We start from the raw sequence: 20244 nt of genomic DNA, 5'->3' as shown, positions 1-20244 counted from the left end.
TATGCTTTCTGTTATAATTTCCACATATCGCCCTCAGCTTTTTAATGAACTGGCTGATAATATAAAAGAAACGGTAGGCTGTGAATATGAAATTGTGCCTGTAATTAATGATAGAAAATATAATATAGGTCAGGCCTATAATATTGGTGCCGCCAACGCAAGATTTCCACATTTATGTTTTTTACATGAAGATGTTTTTTTTCATTCTCACAATTGGGGTAATACAATTATTAAACATTTAGCTTCTACTGCAGGCTTAATTGGTTTAGCAGGCTCAGAAGTAAAAACATACTTGCCTACGGGTTGGACGAGTGGAATGTTGAAATGGGATAGATTTAATGTTCATCAAAAGAATGAAAATTATGCTCTTGAAGATAGAGCGCCTTCACTTGTATCTGTAATTGATGGCGTTTTAATGGCTACAACAAAAGAATTATGGCAAAAAATTAAATTCGATGAAACCCAGGAAGGGTTTCATTTTTATGATATTGATTTCTCTCTGCGTATGAGCAAGATAAATAATGTAGCTGTTATTTATGATATCCACTTAGAGCACTTTTCCAAAGGTAATTTTAATGATGAATGGATAACTGCATCACTTAAGTTTCATAAAAAGCACAATACAAACAAGGGTTATTTCTTTCAAACTATTTCTGGTGAAGAGAAAAATAGAATTCGTCGGTTTTGGTATTACCGTTTATCATCAGAAACAATTTCATTTAAAAACAGGCTGGCTTTTTTTTTCACAATGGGTGTAAATATTTCAGCTATTAAACCTGCACTCTCATTTTTCTTTCGGGGAAAACGATGAAAATTTCTGTTGCGCTTTGCACATATAACGGAGAAAGCTATTTAGCCAGGCAATTAGATAGTGTATTCAACCAACTGTTTCCGGTAGATCAAATTGTTATTTGTGATGATGGATCTACAGATGATACTATAAATATCATAAAGAAATATCAGGGACTACACAGCGGAATTGTTGAACTATATATAAATGAACATACATTAGGCGTTCGCAAAAATTTTGAAAAAGCAATATCATTTGCAAATGGGGATATTATTTTTTTAGCAGATCAGGACGATGTTTGGCCTTCTGAAAAAGTAAAGGAAGTAGTTAGCATGTTTAAAACAAACCCCGGTATAAAAGGTGTATTTACAAATGGGCAATTAATAGATGAAGACGATCATGCTGTCGGAGTAGATTTATGGCAATCGTTTGGATACAATACTTTTTTTCAGAAACTACTTAGCAACGATTCGCTTTTTGAATTAATGATTACAAACGGACATATTGTTACCGGCGCAGCAATGGCTATTAGGAATGTAGCAAAGCAGGATATTCTCCCTTTTCAACATGTTCCCAAGCTTTGGCACGATGAATGGATCGCATATAAGCTTTCATCAATGGATTCGCTGATGCCTTGCAACAAGAATCTTTTTTATTATCGAATTCACTCAAAACAACAGATTGGAGTATATAATATAGAGAACATTAAAAAGCGCTGCGAAAAAAAAGAAAGATTTTATTTGAAAAAAATAGAACCTGAAGAAAAAATCGCATATATCCTGCACCTCTATAGTCGTTTAAAATACGCAAGGGAAATAATTGATCTGTTTCCACAAAAAAGAGCCGTACTGCAAAATCTGGAAACTGAATTTAAAAAAGAAAAAAGAAATATTATAAAAGGCTTTTCCTTTTTTGAAAGAAAGCTAAGATTGTTTTATTGGTTTGTTACAAAAAGATTTGAAATATCTTTTAAAGATGTTTGTTTGTTATGATTTCTATAGTTGTTTGTTCTGTAAATGCTGTTTTTCTTAGACAATTAGAAGGAAATATAAATAATACTATTGGTTGTGCTTTTGAAATTATTGCTATTAATAATAATAATTCAAGAGCAATTTGTGAAGTATATAATGAGGGTGTACAAAAAGCAAAGTTTGATATTATTTGCTTTTGCCATGAAGATATTTCTTTTGAAACAGGCGAGTGGGGTAAACAGGTATTAAATGTTTTAAAAAATAAGGAAATTGGTCTTGCAGGTATTGCAGGAAGTATCTTTAAATCGCAATACCCGTCTCCTTGGATATCCATTCCATCTGGTTATTACCGTACTAATTTAATCCAGGTAAAAAAAGACGGAACAAGTTATTACACGCCTATACTCGACGACGGAGAATATTCGAAAGTATGCGTAATTGACGGTTGTTTTATTGCTGGCAGAAAAGAAATATTTATAGAAACACAATGGAACGAGACTTTATTAAAAGGATTTCATTTGTACGATATGGATATTTCATTACGTGTTGGTTTGAAATATTCAATTGTTGTTCTAAACAAAGTCAAGATTAAGCATTTTTCTGAAGGTGTGCTTGATGAAGTGTGGTTAAAAGAATCCGAAAAGTTCCATACTTTTTTTAAATCATATCTCCCGATTAAAACGTTGGTTGCACCTTCCGAAGTTAAGAGGTTAGACTATTTTGCATTACGATCTTATATTTATCGATTATCATCTTTTAAACAACCTTTCATTAAAAGAAGTCTCTGGGTGACCAAAGCTTTATTAAAATATCCTTTTCGAAAAGATAATTTGTCTTTTTTGAAACAGCTTTTCTTTCCAAATTAAATGCGGATAATATATTTTTTGCCTGATATAGATGCAGGAGTATCTCGTGTGGTAAAGAATTTGATCATACATAGGCCTTCCGATAAGAAGGTGGAATATGCTGTAGTATTATCGCATAATAAAAAAGATACACACAAAAGAGTTACAGAAGATTTTGATGGCGTTAAAACATTTCGGTTTGAATTTTCTCCTGAAGAAAACCTGTATTGTGTTTATAAAAGATTGTATGAATTGTGTGTTAAATCTGGTGAAGATATCTTTGTTTGTAACGATGGGTGGGAGATACGAATGACTGTAGCTTTGCGATTACAAAACCCGGTAGTATATATACTACATGGCGATTTCGGCTATTATTATAACGTAGTTAACCTGAATAAAACAATTGTAAATTGTTTTATTGCCATTAGTAATAAAATTGAGTGGGAGGTTCATAAATTATTAGATAAAAAAAGTAATGCTGCTATTATAAAGATATATTTCCCTGTTGCAGCGGCCATACAAACCAATAGGCAAAAAAAATCAACAGATGGATTTAGAATATTATTTGCCGGTCATTTGGAAGAAAGAAAAGGAGCGGAGCTAATCCCTGAGATTTATAAAAAGATGATTGAAAAAGGAATGGATGACTTTTGTATAGATATTGTAGGGGATGGAGTGTTATACGAGGAATTGAGTCAGCATTTTAAGGATATAAAACGAGTATCTTTTTATGGCCGCCAATCAAATGAATTTGTATTGGGTAAGATGAAAGAAGCAGACGTGTTTTTATTCCCTTCTAAATTAGAAGGACTTCCTAATGTGTTGATTGAAGCGCTTGGTAACGAAGCTATTCCAATAGCAAGTAATCTTGAAAGTGGTGTTCAGGATATTATTACAAATAACATAAATGGCATTTTAGTTGATAACCCGGTTGATGCAAATGAATTTGCCGATAAAATTACAGCACTGTATAATAATAGGAGTACGTTATTACAATTGCGCAAAAATTGTTTAACAGGTATTGATAAATTTGATCCATATCGCCAGGCTGCTGCTTATGAAAATGTAATAATAAATGTAAAGCCAATCCAAAGAATATTCCCCGAAAAATATATAATGGGAGGAGTCTTAAATAAGTCATGGTTACCTAATTGGTTGGTGAAATCAATAAGGAGAATGATCAACCATCCCAAATTATAATTGAATGATGACGTTAATAAAATCTTATCTCGGAATTTTTAAAAATATTGTACGTTTTTTTTATTGGCAATTTTGCTGGATCAAGAATGCCAAAACCGGGAGAAATGGTACTGTTCTTTTACCTTTTATTATGGAAGGCAAAGGCAAATTAATTACAGGGAGCAATTTTTATATAGGTAAAGCAGCGTCGTTACGTCTTGGACAGGATGCTATTTTTCAAACCGGCAACAAATTGAACTTATCTTCAAAGTCGGACATAAAGGTTAGCAAAGGCTGCATTTTTAAAATAGGGAATAATTTTAAAATAGATAGTAACAGTAAACTTGTTGTAAACAATATTTGGGAATGGGGAAATAATGTCACAGTAGGAGCGGGTTGTGTAATATCGTCGAGGGAAAAAAGTTTCTACGGTAAGCTAACTGTTGGTCATGATACTGTAATAAGCGATAACTCCATTATTGATGTATGCGATAATATAAATATTGGGAATGAGGTGTCAATAGGCCCCAATTGTATATTATATACGCATGATCATATTTATACTGATAAAAATGTAGGGGCATGGAAAGGCGGTGTGCGTTTAGGAAGCATTTCGATTGGTGATGGAACTTGGATCGCATCTGGAGTTACCATATTACCCGGTGTTAACATTGGTAGAAGAGTAGTAGTAGCCGCAGGTTCAGTAGTTACTAAAAATCTTGAAAGTGAAGCCATATACGGCGGTGTACCTGCGAGATTGATTAAAAAAATCGAATAAAAAATTTCCCGATTTATGCAGAATAACGAACCTTTAGTAAGCGTGTTGATGACGGCTTATAACAGGGAAAAATATATAGCAGAAGCAATTGAAAGCGTATTAGCATCTACATTTAAAAATTTTGAGTTAATTATTTTGGACGATGGCTCAAAAGATGATACTGTAGCAATTTGCAAAGAATATGAAGCTAAGGATGAACGAATAAAAGTTTTTCAAAATGAAAAAAATATCGGGCAGTTTCAAACACGAAATAAAATAGTAACATATGCTAAAGGCAAATACATTAAGTATCTAGATTCAGATGATACTATTTATCCCTATGGGTTGGGGGTATTTGTAGATGGTATGGAAAAATTTCCCGAAGCTGCTTTTGGTTTATGTTCTGCTTATGACGGAAGAATGCCTTTTCCTGCATGTATAACTCCTGCAGAGATTTATTGGGAACATTTTAATGGCTTTGCGCATTTATACAGAGCACCCGGTTCGTCTATTATTCGCCGTGATATATTTGAATTGGAAAATGGGTTTGTTACAAACCTGGTAGCCGGAGATTCTGAATTTTGGGCTCGATTGGCATTAAGATATAAAATGGTAAAAGTTCCGCGTGATCTCTATTGGTGCAGAGCTCATCCTGGTCAAATAACAAATTTGTTTTTTTCTCAACATTTGGATTCCGGATACGGTGCAATAAAAAAATACTTATTTTCTGATCAATGTCCTTTAACAAAAGGACAGGTGCGTATTGTTAAGAAAAAACTTTTTAGAAGAAAAATAAAAGGAGAAGCTGTTAATTTTTTTAATCGCTTTTTTAAATAATGGAAAAACTAACTCAAAATATTTAATGAAAGTTCTTGTTACAGGTGCTACAGGTTTTATAGGCAACCATTTGTGTGAGTTGCTAAACAACAATGGCTTTTCAATTGTAGCATTGGTTCGCCCAGGTAGCGACATTTATAAATTACAGCAATTATCGAATGTCAATTTTATTTTTGGAGATATACGTTCTTTTGAGCAGTTAGAAACGATAACGACATTTCCTGAAATCATCTTTCACCTTGCTGCTGATTGGAGCAGGCTAAATGTAAAAGATGATGAAGACTTTTTATCGTACGTGGTGAACAAAGGAGTAAAAAAAATAATTTTCTATAGTAGTGTTTGCGCTGCAGGGTTAGATCTTGCAAAGATGCCATTACACGAGTCAGACATTCCTCAATTTTTGCCCAACGATCATTATGGAAAATATAAGTATGCGGTTGAACTGTTTTTACAAAAGTTGCAAAAAGAAAATAAGGCAGAGTCTGTGATATTGCGCCCAACATTAGTATATGGCCCGGGAGATACTAATAATATCTCAACACTCGTAAAGGCTGTGCGGTTTAAAAGATTGGCACTGTGGGATAACGGTAAAAGAATTATTGCTCCTTGTAGTATTCAAAACTTGAATAACGTTGCAATGCTGGCTGCGAGATCTGAGATTTCAAATAACACTTATTATGTAGCTGACGGAGAAAACATCAGCATATATTATACAACAAAAGTAATTGCAGATAATCTTGGGTTTAAACATCAATATGTCAATTGGAAAAGCAGCCTGGGGTTTTATAAAGGGTTTCTGATATTTGTGCTTAATAAAATAAAATTTACAGACTCCTTTGCAACACATTTTGCTTTTCGAACCTGGACACGTAGTTATGATGTAAGCTTAAAACAATTGCAATCTGCATTACAAAACATTCCATTGCTTTCATTTGAAGATAGCATGAAAGAAACTATTAACTGGTATATAAACGAAAATATTATTTAAGGAAATGAAGGCTTGTATAATTTGTTTATCACCTCTATCTGAAGACCGGTTAGAAGTTGTTTTGAATAAAACGAAGACAGAAAAAAATAGTGTAGAACTTTATTCGGTTGCTTTTGATGAAGCAATGAATAATTGGGCAAGAACAAAAGGAATAGAATATAAGCAGTTTTCCAATAATTCTATGGTAAGCTTTGTAACTCCTGTACCCGGCTTATTATTCAATTTGCCGGAGGTTTTTTCCGAAAACGATACAGTTTATTTTACAGCAGCAGCAACCATATCTTCTGATAATTATTTGATAGGATGTATTTATAATTTAAGCTCTCTGCTTAAGCTTAAAAATATAAATGACATCAATTTCTCAAAAGAACTATTAGAGCTATACTTGTATTTCAGGCAAAATACTTTTTTTCTTTTTGCTGAAAACAATTTATTGGAAGGTAATGCATGGGAAATAGATGCCGCCTTGATCAATTCATTAAGGCTTAACAAGAATAGGTTATATAAAGATTTTTTTAAAACACTTTTATTACCTACTAAAAAATTGCAAGGATTAAACGATAATATAAGTATTATTAAAGCAAACACTAGCCTGTTTTCATCTTCATATCTCATAACGTCTTTTAATCAAAAGGGTAAAGAGAAGTTGGGGACATTCACCAATGGCCTAGGAATATTATTTACACTTATTAACAACAAGGTAATTAAACCGGTTTTAAATAAAAATGGAAAATAGAAGTTTACGGCTTGCAGTAGTAGGTTGTGGTGCCATTTTCGAAAAAAATCATTTATCTGCAGTAACAGGTATTAGTGATTGGGAAATTTCTTTCTTGGTAGATAATGATATACAACTACTTCAAAAATATGCCGGACAATTAAATTGTAAGTATTCCAATTCAATCAAGGATATACCGGCAGATATTGATGTTTGCCTGGTTGCCACCCCCAATTTTTTACATGCAGAACAAAGTATTTTCTTGTTAGAAAAAGGCCATCATGTTGTTTGTGAAAAGCCTGTAACAATATCTTTAAACGATGCTGAAAGAGTAAGAGATGCAGTTATAAAAACATCTAAGCATTTTTTTATTGTTCATCCAAGAAGGTTTCAAAAAAACCTTGATTTTTTTAAAACAAGTTACCTGCCTAATATTCATATTAAAAATATAGATGTAGCCTTAGGCTATAAATTTAACTGGCAATCAAAAACAAATTTTTACGATTTTCCTGAAAAAGCCGGAGGTGGTGTGTTTTTGGATTTAGGAGTACATGTTTTAGATGCTTTGCTTTCTTTGTGGAATGGGCCGATAGAAATAAATAATATCATTTTTGGAGCCGCCGTACAAACAAATCCGGTAATCGATTCTGTTTCTACTTGTTTTGGAAGTATTGCCAATATCCCTTTCACCATTAAAACCAGCAGACACGCAGTATTGCAGAATAGTATGAAAATTGTTACTGATGAAAGCGAAATTTTATTGTCTTTAAGTGGTTCCAATGAAATAAGTATTAAAAGCCATATTGCAAATACATCTAAAAAAATTGATTTACAAATAGATAAAGCAGAAGATACATTTGTTACATTTTGGCATAACCTCGCTTGCTTTTTTAACGGCAAAGAATTTAACCGAAACGTAAAATTAGCAACAATAGAAGATGGTATTACAGTAATGGAATGTATTGAAAAGGCTCGGAAAATTGGACAGTTTATTAAAATATAAGTATTGGCAATAGTATATGTCGCAGAACGATTTTTCTTTTATTAATAAAAAAATTTTTCTTCTCTCCCCTGAAAGATGGAGTAATATGCGTCGGTCAAAGCATAATTATGCTATAGAATTAGCTAAAATGGGGAATAAAGTTTTTTTTCTTGAACCGGCAAATGTCAAAACGAAAGAAATTTCGGTACATGAGATCATAAAAGATGCTTTGTGGGTAGTTAACTATCCATTAATAGCCAGAGGAAAAAATATATTACCAGCATTTTTTTATAATCAAATAGTTAAATACGAAGTAAAAAAAATCACACAACATCTTAACGCTGTTCCAGATGTAGTATGGAGTTTTGATCCGGTAAGAATAGATAGGATCGCTTTTTTTAAAAAAGCAATTAAAATATTTCATCCGGTAGATTTTTGGAACGAAAAACAATTTCCTTCTAAAAAAGCGTTTGATATAGCTTTTTCTCCAATGCAAAAGCAGGTAGATATTTTTAATGAGAATGGATATAAAACATTTTTTATTAATCATGGATTAAGCGAGCAGTTTGTAAAATATAGTTTAGAAAAGCTTAAAGATATTCATCACGATCTTCCGGCACATAGCGATCGTAAAATCAATGTAGGGTACGTAGGTAGTCTTATTAGCGAACCGCCGGACAGAGATGTAATGAAAATGGTAATTGAGGATAACCCTGACCTGACTTTTCATTTTTGGGGAGAGTATGAAAAAGACATTGTGAAAGCGGCTTATTTTCACCCCGAGTTTATTTCCTATTTGCAAGCAAAAGAGAATGTAAAACTGTACGGAAGTGCAGATACAGAAACTATTGCTCGTTCTATTGCTCCGATGGATATATTTTGGATGTGCTGGAAAACAAATGAAAACAGCATGTGGAACAGCGATACAAACCCTCATAAAATAATAGAATACTTAAGTACAGGTAAGCCTGTAGTAACTCATTTTATGAAAAAATACCTGAACACCAACCTGCTGTATATGTGTGCAGAGGAAAACAATAAAAATCTGTATTTGGAATTATTCAACTCGGCAATATTTAATATTACGAAGGGAGAAAATATTGATAAGATAAAAGAACGTATTCAGTATGCATTAGATAATACTTATCAAAAACAAATACAACGTATAAGTTTTTATATCAATCAACATCTTAATTAAGTGGCATTGAATTTTGGCATATTAGGTTGTGGACGAATTGCTCAACGACACGCATTACAAATAAGTCAAGTAGGTAAATTGATTGCGGTTTGCGATATTGTTGAAGAGAAAGCAATGACAATAGGGAATAGCTATAATGCAAAAATATATACATCGGATATTGAGTTATTGAAAACACATCCTGAAATAGATATAATAGTTGTTTGCACGCCAAATGGATTACATGCAAAACAATCAATAGCAGCTTTAAAAGCAGGGTTTCATGTAATATGCGAAAAACCAATGGCAATAAAAGTGAAAGATTGCGAAGAAATGATAACTGTTGCAGAAAGCATGAATAAAAAACTATTCATTGTTAAGCAAAACCGGTTCAATCCACCCGTGGAGGCAGTTAAAAAAATATTAGATGAAGGAAGATTAGGAAAGCTTTTTAGTATACAACTGAATTGTTTTTGGAATCGAAACGATGAATATTATAAAGACTCCTGGAAAGGTTCAATAGAAATGGACGGAGGAACTTTATATACTCAATTCAGTCATTTCATCGATCTGTTGTATTGGATGATAGGAGATATTAAAAATGTAAATGCATTTGCCAAAAATTATAATCATAATGATATAATTGAATTTGAAGATGCAGGGGTTGTTATATTAGAATTTGAGAACGGCGCTATAGGAACAATTAATTACACAATAAATAGCTTCCAAAAAAATATGGAAGGGTCGCTTACAATTTTTGGCGAAAAGGGAACAGTAAAAATAGGAGGAGAATACCTGAATGAACTGGAATATCAAAACATCGATAATTATAAAATAACCGATCTACCCCAAGGCAATCCTCCCAATAATTATGGTAAGTATGTTGGTTCTATGAGCAACCATGATAAAGTATATGCTCATGTAGCAGATATTTTGACGAATAACAGTAATGCTAAAACCAATAGCTACGAAGCTTTAAAAACGGTAGAAATAATTCAGAAGATTTACAAAGCCGCTAAAAATAATTAAATGTTTAAGCCACAACTTTTTATTGCACAGATAAAAGAGGATGTTGTTATCGGAGAGAACGTAAAGATCGTACAACCTGTAAATATTTACGGATGTACAATTGGAAATAATGTAAGCATCGGGCCTTTTGTGGAAATACAACAAAATGTAGTGATCGGCAATACTTGTAAAATACAATCACATAGTTTTATCTGTGAGTTGGTTACAATCGGTAATGATTGTTTTATTGGGCATGGGGTAATGTTTACGAATGATCTGTTTGCTGATGGTAAGCCTGCCGGTGGTGATAAAACAAAATGGAAGAAAACAATTGTTGGCAACAATGTCAGCATCGGATCTAATGCAACCATACTTCCTGTAACTATTTGTAATGATGTTGTTATTGGTGCAGGAGCGGTAGTAACAAAAGATATAATAGAGCCTGGCATCTATGCCGGTAATCCTGCAACGCTTCTTAGAAAATAATAAATGCAAAAGCACGTACTATTTGTTACGAGTACTAACCTTGCCAGTAATCCTCGTTGTTTAAAAGAAATTAAATTACTGTACAACACAGAAGTTAAAATAACAGTAGTGGCATTTCATTTGCATAATTGGACTTCTATAAAAGAAGAAGAACTAAATAAAGAATTGAATAAAATAAATTTTCATTACATCGATGCCACAAAAGCTGATCTCATGCCTTGGTTGTGGGCATCATTAATGGAAAAGTTGGGTGGTTATCTAAGTAAGCTCTTTAGTAAAAATGATTTTATACAATCATTGGCAGTTGGCAAAAGAAGTTGGCTATTACAACGTTGGTTTAAAAAATGGGATCAAAAACCTGATCTGATAATTGCTCATAACCCTGCTGCTTTATATCCCTCTGCCATATTTGCAAAAAAGAAAGCAATTCCTTTTGCTGTTGATATTGAAGATTATTATCCAGGGGAAGGAAATGCGGCAACGAGTACAAGAAGTATTGCTGTGTTAATGCAGCATCTTATTCCGAAAACGAGTTACACAAGTTATGCTGCACCGCTCATAAAAAAGTACACTAACGATCTGTTGCAAACAGTAAGCAATAGTGACATTGTGATCAACAATACATTTTCTATAAATGATTTTTTTTTAAGTGAAAGAAGAAACTCAGATGATAAGATCAAGTTTGTATGGTTCTCTCAATTTATAGATTATGGGAGAGGGTTAGAAAAGGTATTACCGACTTTGGATGATTTTGCCAATGACATTGAACTTACATTGATCGGCAGTAAAAGAGAAGAGTTTTTTAATAAAGAGGTCAACAGTCGTATGTATATAAATCATATTGCCTCGTTATCCCAGGCAGATCTAAATAAAGAATTATGCAGACACGATATTGGTTTGGCAATTGAAGATAGTGCTGCTGATCTTAACAGGAACATTTGCCTTACCAATAAAATATGGGCTTATCTGCAAGCAGGCTTGTTTATAATAGCTTCCGATACAGAGGCGCAGCAATTATTCATGGAGGAGCACAATATGCATGGAGTGGTTGTTAGGTTAAATAAAAACGATCTTTCTTCAAATATTAAAAATATAATTGCTGATAAGCAATCAATACAAAGTAATAAGCAGGATCGCTTTAAAGAAGCAAAGAATTATAGTTGGGAAAATGAATCTACATTATTAAAAACAAATTGGCAGTCCATTTTACAATGAAGAAAATATTGATCATTTCTCCTCATTTTCCCCCTTCTAATTTAGCAGCTGTACATCGTTCAAGGTTATTTGCGCAACATTTGCCATCTTTTGGTTGGGAGCCGATTATACTGATGGTGCATGAGAAATTTTATGAAGAAAAATTAGATCATAACCTGGAAAAACTTTTGCCGCAGCACTTACGCATTGAAAAAGTAAATGCTTTTAAGGTAACTAAGCCCCGCCTGATTGGTGATGTAGGATTACGTGGTTTTCTTCAGATGTATAAGCGGGCAAAAGAGATCATAAAAAAAGAAAAGATCGACTTTCTTTATATTCCCATACCTTCTTTCTATATATCACTCTTAGGACGTTGGTTACATCATTCTACCGGAGTTAAATATGGCATTGACTATATTGATCCCTGGGTGCATTATTTTCCCGGTAGCGATAAAAAATTTTCCCGTCATTGGATAAGTACAAAAATTGCTAAATTTTTAGAACCTATTGCCATTAAAAAAGCATCTTTGATCACGGGTGTTGCAGAAGGTTATTATAAAGGCGTCATTGAACGGAATCCTTATCTTACCAAAACCTGCATTTTTGGTGCCATGCCTTACGGTGGCGAAAAAAAAGATCATGATAAGGTGAATGAATTAGATACGGAACCATATCTTTTTAAAAAACAACCAGGTAAAATTCAATTGATATATGCCGGCGCAATGCTCCCTAAAGCATATGCTCCCTTAGAAGCTATATTCAAAGCAATTCATGATAATAAAAATGATTTTACCTCACTTCAAATTCATTTTATTGGTACAGGTAAAAACCCTACAGATCCCAATGGATTTAATATAAAGCCTTATGCAGAAAAATATGGCTTGTGGCAAGACATTATTTTTGAATATCCTAAACGTATCCCATACCTGGATGTATTAATTCATTTAAAAGAAGCAGACGGTATTTTTATTTTGGGCAGCACCGAACCTCATTATACACCTTCAAAAACGTACCAGGGAGTTTTATCACATAAACCTATACTGGCCATATTGCATAAGCAAAGTACAGCGGTTCATGTATTGCAGGAATCCGGAGCAGGGATAGTATTAGATTTTAATGGCGAAACTGATATTGAAAAAATACAAAACGATTTTCCTGCTGTTTTAAAGATTTTTTTTGAATGGATAAAAACTTTTGATCCTCAAAATATCAACGAAAAAGAATTTGAACAATACTCTGCAGAAAGTGTCACTAAACAATTAGCAGAATTATTACAAAAGATAGATCCGTCATGAAGATATTGACCATAACATTTTCGGCTGGCATGGGAGGAACCGAGAGAGCTGCTGTTAATTATGCCATAGGCTACAACAAGTTAGGTTGCGATAGTAAAGTGCTAGTGATAGGAGATGATCACCATAGAGTACCGGATTTATTAGATGCCGGCGTTGAAACTTTTCTGCTTAAAGATTTTTTGAATGAACAAGGTATTTTATTTGATAAACTGAAAGAATGGGGGCCTGATATCATTCATCTTCACCATTTCAGTCATTATTTTTTTCCTATTATAGATAAGGTAAAAAAGACTACAACTAAAGTTGTTGAAACTAATGTTTTTTCGAGAGCTGTATACGACCCAAAATATAACTATATAGATCTTTCTATGCAGCTTTCGCAATGGGGTTATTGGAAATATACTATCGCAATGAAAGGAGCAGCTTATGTTCCCGCAGTTGCAGTAATTCCATACACATTCATTGATAATAAATTTAATGGTGCCTCGCAAAGTGAAATTAAGGCGTATAGAAATTTATATAATATTCCTGATGATGCTTTTGTAGTAGGTCGATTGGGACAAGCGCATCCTTCAAAATGGAGTCCCAAGATCATTGATGTGATCAAAAGCACAGTTAAACAATCTAACAATATTTATTATTTATTCGTAGGTATGCCGGATGTGATCAAAAAGGAATTATCATCCTGTTCAGATCTCATCAGATCAAGGGTTTGTTTAATTGATAAAATAGAAGGGGATAATAATCTTAATTTATATTATAGTGCTATAGATTGTTTTGCGCATATCGCAAAAATCGGTGAAAGTTTTGGTTATGTATTGGCAGAAGCTATTGCTTGCGGGGTACCAGTAATAACTATGCTAACGCCTTTTCGCGATAATGCACAGTTTGAAGTAGTTGGACATAATTATGGCGGAATATGTGCTATTAATACAGATCAATTTACTAATGCTATATTGAAACTATATGACCAGCCGGAGCTAATACGGAAAATAAAAGAAAACCAGGCAGGATGGGTGCAAAAAAGATTTTCATTGGAAGTAGTAATACCACAACAAATAGATATCTACAGGAAAATACTTAACAATGAAAAATTACCTGATATAAATGCTGTTGGAGTAGTGAAACAATGTTTAAAACAATTTTATGGCATAACAGCCCCATTCGTTTATATCGCACTTGTAATTACCAACTCAAGAAAATTCAGAGTATCATTGGCAATTCTTAAAAAGCTTATAAAGAAATAAGATATTTCAGCAGCTATGCAAAAAAACCGGTTAAAAGAATTAGATGTATTCAGAGGTGTGGCGGCGCTAATTGTAGTTCTTTATCATCTTACAAAAGAAACCTCTCTCGGAAAAATAGGTTTGCAATATGGATTAACAGGCGTTGATTTGTTTTTTATAATAAGTGGCTTTGTAATATTTATGACGTTAAATAAAACAAATAGCTGGAAAGATTTCTTAATAAGTAGATTTTCAAGATTGTATCCTGCTTATTGGGTTTGTGTAACAATTACAACAATTGCGATCATTCTTACAATTAAGTTCACAAATTTATATTTATGGGATAAAAAAATTACCTTTTTAAGATACATTGGCAACATGACCATGTTTCAATATTATTTTAAGATCCATAATATTGATGGGCCTTATTGGACACTTGTGATCGAGTTGATATTTTATTTTATTATGACATTTTTCTTTCTGATTCGACAACTTAAAAACATAGAATCTATATTTTTTTTAGTTGTTGTATTAATTGTGCTTCCCTATAGCTTTAATATAGAAAGAGTAAATCATTCGCAATTACATATATTATTAGTAATGTTCCCTATCATTAATTACTTTCCTTTGTTTACAGCGGGAATTGTTTTTTATAAACTAAAATTTCAAAAACAAACTTTATTCAGGTACATCATTATAACAAGCTGCCTGGTAACGCAGTTTTTATTATATAATGGGTATGATAACAGAATGTATATTGGTCAGTTTCAATATGGAATTATGTTGTTGTCGTACTTTATATTGTTTGTTTTGTATGTAAATGATCTATTGAAATTTATAATAAATAAAGTGCTTTTGTTTTTAGGAGAAGTATCATATAGTCTTTACTTGATACACCAGTTTATAGGAACTACTATTGTCGCTATCCTTGCAAAATACTTTCATGTTAATGATTTCGTTTCTGTTTTTTTAATTGCACTTCCCATTGTGCTTGGACTAGCTGTATTAATTAACAGGTTTGTTGAAAAGCCAATGATGAATTATATCCGAACTGTTTATCGCAAGAAAATGACTGCATGAAGAAGTTAGCAATAGTAACTACACATCCAATACAATATTATGCGCCTTGGTTTAGATTGTTGTCTGAAAAAGGTAATGTTTTGCCAAAAGTATTTTATACCTGGCATCAATCTCAACAAAGTGAAAAGTTTGATCCAGGATTTGGGAAAAAGATCAGCTGGGATATTCCTTTGTTAGAAGGTTACGATTATACCTTTGTAACAAACACATCGTCCGATCCCGGTTCTCATCATTTTAAAGGAATAATTAATCCTTCGCTCATTAGAGAAATAAAAGATTGGGAGCCGCATGTTATTTTGGTTATAGGATGGAGCTTTCAAAGTCACTTAAAATGTATTAAATATTTCCATAAAAAAATTCCTGTATTATTTCGAGGAGATTCAACATTATTAGATGAATTGGGAGGAATAAAAAAGATACTTCGCCGTGTTTTTTTGAAATGGGTATATCGGCATATTGATTATGCTCTATATGTTGGAAATAATAATAAGCAATATTTTTTGGCTCATGGATTAAAAGAAGACCAACTGTTTTTTGCACCACATGCAATCGACAATGATCGTTTTGCACAACCCGATGAATTTTATACTAAAGAAGCGGAAGCATGGAGAGAACAATTAGGAATTAAAGAAGATGATATAGTATTGTTGTTTGTAGGAAAGCTGGAACCGAAAAAAAATCCACATTTACTACTTCAACTCGCAAAGCAAGTAACAAGCGAAAGGTTAAAATTTGTTTTAGTAGGAAATGGAGTTTTGGAAAAAGAATTAAAATCCTTAACTGAAAATGATAAAAGAATAATTTTTATAGATTTTCAAAATCAGCAAAAAATGCCTGTTACCTACAGGCTGGGCAATATTCTTATTTTACCTTCCGTTGGACCGGGAGAAACATGGGGATTAGCCGTAAATGAAGCAATGGCTTCAGGGTTGCCCGCAATAATATCTTCTAAAGTTGGTTGCGGAAGCGATCTGGTTAAGAATGGCTATAACGGGCTGCTATTTGACGTTAATGCTCCTGATACGATCGCATCATTTTTAAATAAGATAATTGCAGATAAAGCTTCATTAAGCGCAATGGGAAATGCCTCTAAAGAAATTATCCGGAATTTTTCTTTTAATGAAATTGTAACAACAATAGAGCAATTGATAAACAGCTTTTAATTTGATGAAAAAAATTTCAGTGATACTTCCTGTTTATAATGGAATAAAATATTTGGCATTATCTGTAGAAAGTGTATTAACTCAATCTTACATCGATTTTGATTTTCATATTATAGATGATTGTTCAAAAGATGGAAGCTGGGAATATCTTTCTTCTTTAAAAGATAGCAGAATTAAATTATACCGAAATGAAGTAAATAAGGGCTTGTTTTATAACCTGAATTTTTTATTAAAAAAAGCAGAAACGGATCTGGTTAAATTATGGTCGCAGGATGATATTATGTATTCCAACTGTTTATATGAATTATTAAAATTTCACGGACGGTATCCTGGTATCTCATTTAGTTATTCTGATAGGGATCTGATAGATGGGGAAGGAAAAGTTGAGGAACGTTTGATAAAAGATGACACTCCAGAATATATTTCTCCCTGGTTGCATGCAAAGATTATGCTTTATACTGGTTCGATTGCGGGGAATATTTCTAATGTTTGTTTAAATAAAAAATTGATAGATGAGCAGGGAATAGGGTATTTTAATGAGGATATGCGATATTCCGGAGATCTAGATATGTGGGAAAGACTGACAAGAGAAAATTATATCGGGCGAGTTAGAATAAAATTAATTCAGCTTAGAAACCATACCGGGCAACTAAGCAGGCAAAGTAATATGGCAATAAAGCAGCTGAAAGAAAATATTGTTATATATTCAAATTTAGATAGGCGGCTTCCTTCGAATTTAAAAAGTTATCGGTCACTTTGCTACAATTGGAAACGAAATGTTTATTACTATAGTGTTGCCATACATTTCTTACGCCATGGGTCATTTAAGCTTGCCAAAGAATATTTTAAAGAAACAACCAAATTGGCTTCAGCTTTCAGTCTTATTTATCATTGGGTAATAAGTAAATTTTTAAGGCTTTTAAATATAGAAATTGTAAAGCTGAATTTTAACGATCATGCAAAAGAGTCTTAAACGCTGGCAAAGCTAAAAAAGTGATCAGAGCTGTTTTAAAAGAGGAACAATTTATTAAAAGCTATTACCAAATAATTCAACAAGCAGACAAATTATGCGTTTAAAAATAGATGAAATAACCAAATTTTTAATAATTATAGGGGTTGCTTGTCTTTATTTCTTATCTAACGGGATCTATATATTTCTACCTGTTGTAGTATCTCTTGTTCTGTTTTATTTTATTCAACAACCTTATAAATCAGCTATCTTATCTTTAATGTTAGCCTGGCATTTACTACAAATAGTTACAGGACCCATTCTTTGTAACTATTTAGAAAAAGATATAGATTATGATACGGCTTATAGAAGCACAACCACTATTCTTAGTACTATTGGTTTGATCTTTTTATTTATTCCCATAATTGTGGTGCAGAGTAAGATCCCCAATCAAACAGTTGAAACTTTTAGGAAAAGTGTTGAACAGTTTTCATTTAAAAAGGTTACGCAAGCGTATATAGTTGCATTCTTTGCAAATCTGCTTTTAAGTGGAATAGCATTTAAGTTTAGTGGCTTGTCACAATTTCTATTTTGGTTTGCAGATGTAAAATGGATATTATTTTCTTTGATGGGGTATATGGCTTTTTTGCAAAAGAAAAACAAAAGAACTTTTTATTTATTTACACTGCTGGAGTTTGTCTCAGGCTTTTATAGCTTTTTTTCGGAATTTAAAACGGTAATATTTTTCGTGTTCATTCTATTATTAAGCTTGGTTGACGAAATAGATATTCGGCTTTTTTTGAAAGTAATGGGAACAGTAGTTCTTCTGATTTTTTTTGGAATAATATGGACTACTATTAAAGGAGATTATCGAAAATTCTTAAATGGAGGAGAGAAAACACAAAGAGTTACTGTAGAAAGTGATGCAGCTCTTTCAAAGATTTACGAACTCTCAACAAATGTAGATGAGAAATCATTGCAGGAAAGTATAACTGACTTTTTAGGCAGGATACAATACACGTATTTTTTCTCTAAAGCTATGGAGCAGGTGCCTGATATTATCCCATTTCAAAATGGCAGGAACTGGATGGATAACATCGAATTTACAACCACACCGAGATTTTTAAATCCTGATAAACCTATTTTGGATCAATCAGCGAAAGTTAGACAATACACAGGCTTACATTTATCAGGATTGGATAAAGGAACTTCGTTTAGCTTAGGATATTTTGCAGAGTGTTATATAGACTTTGGGCAACGAGGGATGATGTTGGCTTTACTTGCCATTGGAATTTTACTTTCAGTGTTTTATTGGTATTTGGGTACCAAGTCATCTAAAAATTCCGTTTTTAATTGTTGTGTAATAACTACTTTTTTTATGGAGTTTACAAGTTATGGTATGGACGGTACTTATTTCATAGGCAGGCTTTTTACGGGAATAATCTCGTTTTACGTTTTAATTAAATTCATTTTCCCTGTGATTATAAAATATATAACCATCATTTATAAAGATGAATAGATCATCTTATCAAAAATAAAAATAAAAATTTTGTCTGCTACTATTCCTACAAATACAAGTGATACAAAAGCTAAGTTTACGTGGATAAAAGGATTGGATTCAATTCGATTTATTTTGGCCTTTATAGTGTTGATGTCTCACTATGAATCTCCCTGGGTTCCTTATTTAAAACAAAGTCATTTTGCAATCATTCGATCTTTTGGGATGATGTTACCTAATTTCTTTTTAGGTGTAGGAGCCGTTATTGCCTTTTTTCTTATTTCAGGGCTTGTAATTCATTATCCTAATAAAGATGGCATTAATAATGTAAGCAATTTTTTATTACGTAGATGGTTACGCATAGGACTACCACTTATTATAGTAATTGCTATTGCAGTTCCCTATAATAGTTTTAATTTGATCCCGATTTGGAGCTTGTATTGTGAGCTTATATTTTATACAATTTATCCTTTATTGTGCAAAATAAAACTTAGCTGGAAGCTTAAATTCATGATTGCTTTTTTTATTGCACTTATTTTAATTTGCTGGTTATGTAGGTTTGATATTATTACATTTATTCATCAAAAGAAAACAGCCAGGTATGGCGATTATTGGCAATTGGGGCCTTCTTTAACATGGGCAGTAGGGTTACCCTGCTGGCTTTTGGGTGTTTTGATCGCTGAACAGCTACAGAATGGTTCAACAACGAAATCAATTTCATTTAAAAAACTGGTATCATTAAGAACTATTGTATTTGTCCTGTCAGTGATACTTAATTTTGCAAAATTCCATTTGTTTTTAAGTTTTGTTATCACGATGAATTTTTTTGCCTTACTCTTATTTGTTTGGTTAAAGAATGAGATACTGTATTATCAGCACAAAAAACCATATACTTTTTTAGAAAAATTGGGAACATTTTCTTATTCACTTTATTTATTGCATGCGCTTATTTTTAAAATGCTTTGCAACATATTTACACTAACAAAATTCTCTTATTTTGTTTTTATTGTGCTTGCTGTTGTTATTGCATATGTGTTTTATCTTCTTGTGGAAAAACCTTCTCATTTGTTAGCTAAAAAAATAGCAGCCAAAATTTTATAGACT

20 protein-coding genes are annotated in these 20244 nt (G+C 32.6%); all 20 read left to right on the top strand.

Features of this window, described 5'->3' with window-relative positions; translation table 11 throughout:
• The first annotated feature begins 1 nt into the window (after nucleotide 1).
• Entirely contained in the window at nucleotides 2-811 is an 810-nt protein-coding gene (locus K9M53_RS08765) for a glycosyltransferase (protein ID WP_224013916.1), read from the top strand.
• Complete coding sequence (locus K9M53_RS08760; protein WP_224013914.1) at nucleotides 808-1782, top strand: glycosyltransferase; 975 nt, start codon at nucleotides 808-810, stop codon at nucleotides 1780-1782. The genes K9M53_RS08765 and K9M53_RS08760 overlap by 4 nt, the downstream gene beginning before the upstream one ends.
• Nucleotides 1779-2627, top strand: coding sequence for a glycosyltransferase (locus K9M53_RS08755; protein WP_224013912.1), 849 nt, complete (start codon nucleotides 1779-1781; stop codon nucleotides 2625-2627). Before K9M53_RS08760 ends, K9M53_RS08755 begins: the two co-directional genes overlap by 4 nt.
• Nucleotides 2628-3806 (top strand): glycosyltransferase family 4 protein, encoded by a 1179-nt coding sequence (locus tag K9M53_RS08750; RefSeq protein ID WP_224013910.1) that lies wholly within the window; start codon nucleotides 2628-2630, stop codon nucleotides 3804-3806.
• A 4-nt stretch (nucleotides 3807-3810) separates the two neighbouring features.
• Nucleotides 3811-4563: an acyltransferase gene (locus tag K9M53_RS08745; RefSeq protein ID WP_224013908.1), complete on the top strand. Its 753-nt coding sequence runs from the start codon at nucleotides 3811-3813 to the stop codon at nucleotides 4561-4563.
• Between the two features lie 15 nt (nucleotides 4564-4578).
• Entirely contained in the window at nucleotides 4579-5379 is an 801-nt protein-coding gene (locus K9M53_RS08740) for a glycosyltransferase family 2 protein (RefSeq protein ID WP_224013906.1), read from the top strand.
• Between the two features lie 25 nt (nucleotides 5380-5404).
• Complete coding sequence (locus K9M53_RS08735; RefSeq protein WP_224013904.1) at nucleotides 5405-6367, top strand: NAD-dependent epimerase/dehydratase family protein; 963 nt, start codon at nucleotides 5405-5407, stop codon at nucleotides 6365-6367.
• 4 nt (nucleotides 6368-6371) lie between these two features.
• The gene (locus K9M53_RS08730; RefSeq protein WP_224013902.1) at nucleotides 6372-7103 is read left to right on the top strand and encodes a hypothetical protein; all 732 of its coding nucleotides are present in this window, start codon (nucleotides 6372-6374) and stop codon (nucleotides 7101-7103) included.
• A complete protein-coding gene (locus K9M53_RS08725; protein ID WP_224013900.1) occupies nucleotides 7093-8085 on the top strand; it encodes a Gfo/Idh/MocA family oxidoreductase in 993 nt (330 codons plus the stop codon). Before K9M53_RS08730 ends, K9M53_RS08725 begins: the two co-directional genes overlap by 11 nt.
• 16 nt (nucleotides 8086-8101) lie before the next feature.
• The gene (locus K9M53_RS08720) at nucleotides 8102-9262 is read left to right on the top strand and encodes a glycosyltransferase family protein (RefSeq protein WP_224013898.1); all 1161 of its coding nucleotides are present in this window, start codon (nucleotides 8102-8104) and stop codon (nucleotides 9260-9262) included.
• Nucleotides 9263-10270 (top strand): Gfo/Idh/MocA family protein, encoded by a 1008-nt coding sequence (locus tag K9M53_RS08715; protein WP_224013896.1) that lies wholly within the window; start codon nucleotides 9263-9265, stop codon nucleotides 10268-10270.
• Entirely contained in the window at nucleotides 10271-10735 is a 465-nt protein-coding gene (locus K9M53_RS08710) for an acyltransferase (RefSeq protein WP_224013894.1), read from the top strand.
• A gap of 3 nt (nucleotides 10736-10738) precedes the next feature.
• The gene (locus K9M53_RS08705; RefSeq protein ID WP_224013892.1) at nucleotides 10739-11950 is read left to right on the top strand and encodes a glycosyltransferase family protein; all 1212 of its coding nucleotides are present in this window, start codon (nucleotides 10739-10741) and stop codon (nucleotides 11948-11950) included.
• Nucleotides 11947-13224 carry a glycosyltransferase family protein gene (locus K9M53_RS08700; RefSeq protein ID WP_224013890.1) on the top strand — a complete coding sequence of 426 codons (1278 nt, stop codon included), beginning with the start codon at nucleotides 11947-11949 and terminating at the stop codon, nucleotides 13222-13224. The genes K9M53_RS08705 and K9M53_RS08700 overlap by 4 nt, the downstream gene beginning before the upstream one ends.
• A complete protein-coding gene (locus K9M53_RS08695) occupies nucleotides 13221-14471 on the top strand; it encodes a glycosyltransferase family 4 protein (RefSeq protein ID WP_224013888.1) in 1251 nt (416 codons plus the stop codon). Before K9M53_RS08700 ends, K9M53_RS08695 begins: the two co-directional genes overlap by 4 nt.
• Before the next feature lie 15 nt (nucleotides 14472-14486).
• Nucleotides 14487-15530, top strand: coding sequence for an acyltransferase family protein (locus K9M53_RS08690; protein WP_224013886.1), 1044 nt, complete (start codon nucleotides 14487-14489; stop codon nucleotides 15528-15530).
• Nucleotides 15527-16693 carry a glycosyltransferase family 4 protein gene (locus K9M53_RS08685; RefSeq protein WP_224013884.1) on the top strand — a complete coding sequence of 389 codons (1167 nt, stop codon included), beginning with the start codon at nucleotides 15527-15529 and terminating at the stop codon, nucleotides 16691-16693. The genes K9M53_RS08690 and K9M53_RS08685 overlap by 4 nt, the downstream gene beginning before the upstream one ends.
• Nucleotides 16694-16697: 4 nt before the next feature.
• On the top strand, nucleotides 16698-17666 hold the full coding sequence (locus K9M53_RS08680; RefSeq protein WP_224013882.1) for a glycosyltransferase family 2 protein: 969 nt from the start codon (nucleotides 16698-16700) through the stop codon (nucleotides 17664-17666).
• A gap of 94 nt (nucleotides 17667-17760) precedes the next feature.
• Nucleotides 17761-19161, top strand: a complete 1401-nt coding sequence (locus K9M53_RS08675) for a hypothetical protein (RefSeq protein WP_224013880.1) — start codon at nucleotides 17761-17763, stop codon at nucleotides 19159-19161.
• Nucleotides 19162-19191: 30 nt separating this feature from the next.
• On the top strand, nucleotides 19192-20241 hold the full coding sequence (locus tag K9M53_RS08670; protein ID WP_224013878.1) for an acyltransferase family protein: 1050 nt from the start codon (nucleotides 19192-19194) through the stop codon (nucleotides 20239-20241).
• Nucleotides 20242-20244: the final 3 nt, after the last annotated feature.

The sequence above is a fragment of the Ferruginibacter albus genome (assembly GCF_020042285.1).
Taxonomy (GTDB): domain Bacteria; phylum Bacteroidota; class Bacteroidia; order Chitinophagales; family Chitinophagaceae; genus Ferruginibacter; species Ferruginibacter albus.
Note: the sequence above shows the minus strand (reverse complement) of the source record. Positions and strands in the feature narration are given on the sequence as shown.

What these genes read in the sequence shown, in the direction of transcription:
- K9M53_RS08765 (WP_224013916.1), top strand. Translation starts at nt 2, where the DNA reads ATGCTTTCTGTTATAATTTCCACATATCGCCCTCAGCTTTTTAATGAA.
- K9M53_RS08760 (WP_224013914.1), top strand. Translation starts at nt 808, where the DNA reads ATGAAAATTTCTGTTGCGCTTTGCACATATAACGGAGAAAGCTATTTA.
- K9M53_RS08755 (WP_224013912.1), top strand. Translation starts at nt 1,779, where the DNA reads ATGATTTCTATAGTTGTTTGTTCTGTAAATGCTGTTTTTCTTAGACAA.
- K9M53_RS08750 (WP_224013910.1), top strand. Translation starts at nt 2,628, where the DNA reads ATGCGGATAATATATTTTTTGCCTGATATAGATGCAGGAGTATCTCGT.
- K9M53_RS08745 (WP_224013908.1), top strand. Translation starts at nt 3,811, where the DNA reads ATGATGACGTTAATAAAATCTTATCTCGGAATTTTTAAAAATATTGTA.
- K9M53_RS08740 (WP_224013906.1), top strand. Translation starts at nt 4,579, where the DNA reads ATGCAGAATAACGAACCTTTAGTAAGCGTGTTGATGACGGCTTATAAC.
- K9M53_RS08735 (WP_224013904.1), top strand. Translation starts at nt 5,405, where the DNA reads ATGAAAGTTCTTGTTACAGGTGCTACAGGTTTTATAGGCAACCATTTG.
- K9M53_RS08730 (WP_224013902.1), top strand. Translation starts at nt 6,372, where the DNA reads ATGAAGGCTTGTATAATTTGTTTATCACCTCTATCTGAAGACCGGTTA.
- K9M53_RS08725 (WP_224013900.1), top strand. Translation starts at nt 7,093, where the DNA reads ATGGAAAATAGAAGTTTACGGCTTGCAGTAGTAGGTTGTGGTGCCATT.
- K9M53_RS08720 (WP_224013898.1), top strand. Translation starts at nt 8,102, where the DNA reads ATGTCGCAGAACGATTTTTCTTTTATTAATAAAAAAATTTTTCTTCTC.
- K9M53_RS08710 (WP_224013894.1), top strand. Translation starts at nt 10,271, where the DNA reads ATGTTTAAGCCACAACTTTTTATTGCACAGATAAAAGAGGATGTTGTT.
- K9M53_RS08705 (WP_224013892.1), top strand. Translation starts at nt 10,739, where the DNA reads ATGCAAAAGCACGTACTATTTGTTACGAGTACTAACCTTGCCAGTAAT.
- K9M53_RS08700 (WP_224013890.1), top strand. Translation starts at nt 11,947, where the DNA reads ATGAAGAAAATATTGATCATTTCTCCTCATTTTCCCCCTTCTAATTTA.
- K9M53_RS08695 (WP_224013888.1), top strand. Translation starts at nt 13,221, where the DNA reads ATGAAGATATTGACCATAACATTTTCGGCTGGCATGGGAGGAACCGAG.
- K9M53_RS08690 (WP_224013886.1), top strand. Translation starts at nt 14,487, where the DNA reads ATGCAAAAAAACCGGTTAAAAGAATTAGATGTATTCAGAGGTGTGGCG.
- K9M53_RS08685 (WP_224013884.1), top strand. Translation starts at nt 15,527, where the DNA reads ATGAAGAAGTTAGCAATAGTAACTACACATCCAATACAATATTATGCG.
- K9M53_RS08680 (WP_224013882.1), top strand. Translation starts at nt 16,698, where the DNA reads ATGAAAAAAATTTCAGTGATACTTCCTGTTTATAATGGAATAAAATAT.
- K9M53_RS08675 (WP_224013880.1), top strand. Translation starts at nt 17,761, where the DNA reads ATGCGTTTAAAAATAGATGAAATAACCAAATTTTTAATAATTATAGGG.